The organism is Humidesulfovibrio sp. (genome assembly GCF_035560995.1).
Classification (GTDB): domain Bacteria; phylum Desulfobacterota; class Desulfovibrionia; order Desulfovibrionales; family Desulfovibrionaceae; genus Humidesulfovibrio.
Window position 1 is genome coordinate 1 of sequence record NZ_DATMYK010000321.1, and the last position, 3,809, is coordinate 3,809.

The window sequence follows — 3,809 nt, forward strand, 5'->3', positions numbered from 1 at the left end:
CTTCAAGGGACGCGCGGCGTAGGTGGAAAACCAGCGGGCAGAGGAGCCGTACACTTCCTCGCGGTAGACGTTCTCGGCCAGGAAGTTCTTGAGGCAGTTGATGCCGCCGATGGCCGCGCAGGCGCCCAGGGCCACAAGGACCTTGGCGTTCTTGCGGATTTCCTTCAGGCGGATCTCGTCCTCCGGTCGGGTGATGGAGCCTTCGATGAAGGCCACGTCGTAGTCGTCGGAGTGCCCGGTGGCCACCTCGCGGAAGCTCACCACCTCCACGTGGCCCAGAATGTCGAGCAAACGCTCCTCAAGGTTGGCGATCTGGAGCTGGTCGCCCTCGCAGCCGGCGAAGTCGAAGAAGGCGATTCTTGGTTTTGCCATGGTGTCCCCTCCGGCCGCGCCTAGATGGCTTCCTGGTAGGCCTCGATGTCCGTGTAGCAGAACACGGGGCCGTCGATGCAGGTGTTAAGCTCGTTGATCTGGCAGTGTCCGCACTTGCCCAGGCCGCACTTCATCTTGCGCTCCAGCGAGACGAAGATCTGGTCCGAGGCGATGCCCTTCTTGCGGCACTCCGCGATGACGAAGCGGTACATGATCGGGGGGCCCACCATGGCCACGTAGGTGTTGCCGGGGTCCAGCTCGGCCTTGGGCAGAAGCGTGGTGATGACGCCCACGTCGCCCTTCCAGGTGCTGTCCGGCATGTCCACGGTCTCCAGCACCTCCACGTCGCCGCTCTTGGCCAGGTCGGCGATCTCGTCGACGAAGATGCGCTCCTTGGGCTCGCGCGTGCCCACCATGAGCACCATGCGGCCGAATTCGTCGCGGTGGCGCAACTGGTAGAACAAGAGCGAGCGCAAGGGGATGTACCCCAGGCCGCCCGCCACGATGAGCACGTCCTTGCCCACGAATTTCATCACCGGGAACGAGCTGCCGTAGGGCCCGCGCAGGCCCACCTTGGCTCCGGGCTCCAGGGCGTGCAGGGCGCTGGTCACGGCGCCGATGCGCCTGACCGCGATCTCGAAGGTGTTGTGGGTGCGCCTGGGGGGCGAGCTGATGGAAAACGGGGCCTCGCCGATGCCGTACACCGAGAGGTTCACGAACTGGCCGGGCTTGTGCGCCAGCGGCTTGCCGTTGTCCTGCTCGAAGGTGAAGCGGGTGACGAAATCCGACAGCTTGGTCTTCTCGACCAGGGTGACCGGACGCGGCACGTAGGGCGAGAAGAGCTTAGTGTTCATGCACGGTCTCCTCCCAAAGTTCATTGAAGACCTTGAGGGGATTGGCGATGCCCGCCGTGCAGGCGCGCACGCAGCGCCCGCAGCCCACGCAGCCCAGTTCCCCGATCTTGTCGTAGATGTATTTGCCCTTGCGGAAATAGCGGTGGCGGTAGCGGTCCTGGGCCTTGGGGCGGAAGTTGTGGTTGCCCGCCACCTTGGCGAAGCTCTCCAGCATGCAGCCGTCCCACTCGCGGTAGCGGATGCCCTCTTCCAGCTGGTCGTCGGCCTCCTCGCGGATGTCGAAGCAGTAGCAGGTGGGGCACACCAGGTTGCACGAGCCGCAGGCCAGGCACATCTGCGAATAGCGCCGCCACAGGGGCGAATCCCAGCACTTGGCGAGCAGGCGCGGGGTCTCCTCCCAGTTGTAGCGCAGGCCGCTTCTGCGGGCCTTGAACAGGATGCGCGCCTTGGCGCGGCGCGCGCCTTCCTTGTCTCCCGCCGTAGCGGGCAACAGTGGACCGGCCATGCCGAGCAGTTCCTCGCCGCGCACCGAGCCGACCTCCACCGTGAAGGCAGCCGGACCGATCTTGGTCCAGTAAAGGTCGTAGCCGTGAGCGGCCGTGGCCGCGCCCACCGTGGCCCAGAAGGCCGAGGAGGAGACAGTCAGCGGCTCAAAGGCCATGATCACCGTGGCCGCGCGGCGGCGAACATAATTCTGGTCCGGCGCGCCGGATTCCAGCAACTGGTCCAGCTGATTGATGGCTTTGACGTCATACGGATGAACGCCGAAGAGGATCTGCGGAGGGGCCTCGAACACGGGCGCGGCCTCGCAGGTCTTGCGGTTGAAGGTGATGAGCGTTTCGCGCGGGGGAAGCAGGAAGCGCTTGGGCGAATTGTAGGCCACGTCGAAGTCCCAGGCGATCTCCAGGCCCTTTTTCCAGGGCACCAGATCGTAGAAGCCTTCGCGCAGCTTCGCCGGAACGTGGAGCGCATGACTTTCGCTCCACTTCTCGAAGAGCGCAGGCAACTGCTCCTTGTACACGGTGTACGTCGTCATTGGTTCCCTCCGGGTCGGATGGCTGTGACTCTGCGTACATTCCCATAGGGCAATATCCTGGGGAAGCGCAACCCATGTGCTAAAATGCACATGGTTTTCCAAGAAAAAAGGGAGAAACGCCCAAAAGCGCTCCTCCCTTCCCGATCAAGATTACGAATAATCGTCAGCGCAGGCTAGCCAGCCAGGCCCGAAGATTCTTCAATTGCGCAGCCACAGGGCCCGGGCCGGTGCCGCCGGAAAGGGCCCTGCGGTTCACCGCGGCCTCGTGCTTGAGCACCTCGAACACGTCCTGTTCCACAAGGTCGGAGAAGCCTTGCAGCTCCGTAAGCGTCAGGTCTTCCAGGCGCACGCCCTTCTTCTCCGCCAGGGCAACGGCCGCGCCGGTGGCGTGGTGCGCCTCGCGGAAGGGCAGGCCCCTGGCCGCAAGATAATCGGCCAGTTCCGTGGCGTTCAGGAAGCCCTTGTCCAGCGCCCTGCGCATGTTGGCGGGCAAGAACTCCAGCACGGCCAGCATGTCGGCCATGATGGACACCGAGGCGCTGACGGTCCGATCCGCGTCGAAGAAGGGTTCCTTGTCTTCCTGCATGTCGCGATTGTAGGTCAGCGGCAGGCCTTTCATGATGGTCAAAAGCGTGGTCAGCGCGCCATACACGCGGCCGGTCTTGCCGCGCATGAGCTCGCACACGTCCGGGTTCTTCTTCTGCGGCATGATGCTTGAGCCTGTCGAGTAGGCGTCAGGCAGCTTCACGTAGCCGAAATTGGGGTTGGCCCAGAGGATGATCTCCTCGCACAGGCGGCTTAAGTGCATCATGGTCACGCTGCCGCAGAACAGGGCCTCAAGCGCGTAGTCGCGGTCGGAAACCGCGTCCATGCTGTTGGCGAAGGTGGCGGGGAAGCCCACGGCCTCAGCCACAAGGGCGGGCTCGATGGGGTGCGTGGTGCCCGCCAGGGCCGCCGCGCCAAGCGGCGACACGCGCACACGCTTCAGGCAGTCCGTCAGCCGTTCGTGGTCCCTCTTGAACATCTGCGCATAGGCCAGCAGATGCTGGGCCAGGCTCACGGGCTGGGCGGGCTGCAAATGCGTGCAGCCGGGCAAAAGGGTCTGCGCGTGCTCCTCCGCCCTGCTCGCCAGCACATCGACCAACCGCGCCAGCTCCGCGCTCCACACATCCAGCCGGGCGCTCACGTGCAGCCTGAAATCAAGCCCGACCTGATCGTTCCGGCTTCTGGCCGTGTGCAGCTTGCCGCCCACCGGGCCCACAAGCTCGGTCAGCCGCCGCTCAATGTTCATGTGGACGTCTTCCAGCTCACGCTTCCACACAAAGACGCCAGACTCGATCTCGCCCAGCACCTGGTCCAGGCCGCGCACAAGCTCCTCGGCCTCGTCCGGGCTGATGATGCCGGTTGCGCCGAGCATCCTGGCATGGGCCTTGGAGCCCGCGATGTCTTCCCGGTACAGTTGGCGGTCGAAGCTCTCAGACTGGGTGTACTCCTCCACCGACGCCGCAGCGGCTTCGGCGAAGCGTCCGCCCCACATTTTTTTGGTC

The 3,809-nt window shown here is 64.5% G+C and carries 3 protein-coding genes and 1 pseudogene; all 4 read right to left on the reverse strand.

All coding sequences use genetic code 11. The features are described from left to right. Positions 1-372, reverse strand: a pseudogene (locus VN419_RS12930) (hypothetical protein); the annotation flags it as partial. A gap of 20 nt (positions 373-392) precedes the next feature. Next, positions 393-1,226, reverse strand: coding sequence for an FAD/NAD(P)-binding protein (locus VN419_RS12935; protein WP_325647633.1), 834 nt, complete (start codon positions 1,224-1,226; stop codon positions 393-395). After that, on the reverse strand, positions 1,216-2,262 hold the full coding sequence (locus VN419_RS12940) for a 4Fe-4S dicluster domain-containing protein (RefSeq protein WP_325647634.1): 1,047 nt from the start codon (positions 2,260-2,262) through the stop codon (positions 1,216-1,218). The genes VN419_RS12935 and VN419_RS12940 overlap by 11 nt, the downstream gene beginning before the upstream one ends. 163 nt (positions 2,263-2,425) lie before the next feature. Further along, positions 2,426-3,809 (reverse strand): argininosuccinate lyase (gene argH, locus VN419_RS12945; RefSeq protein ID WP_325647635.1); only part of this gene is annotated, 1,384 nt, incomplete at its 5' end.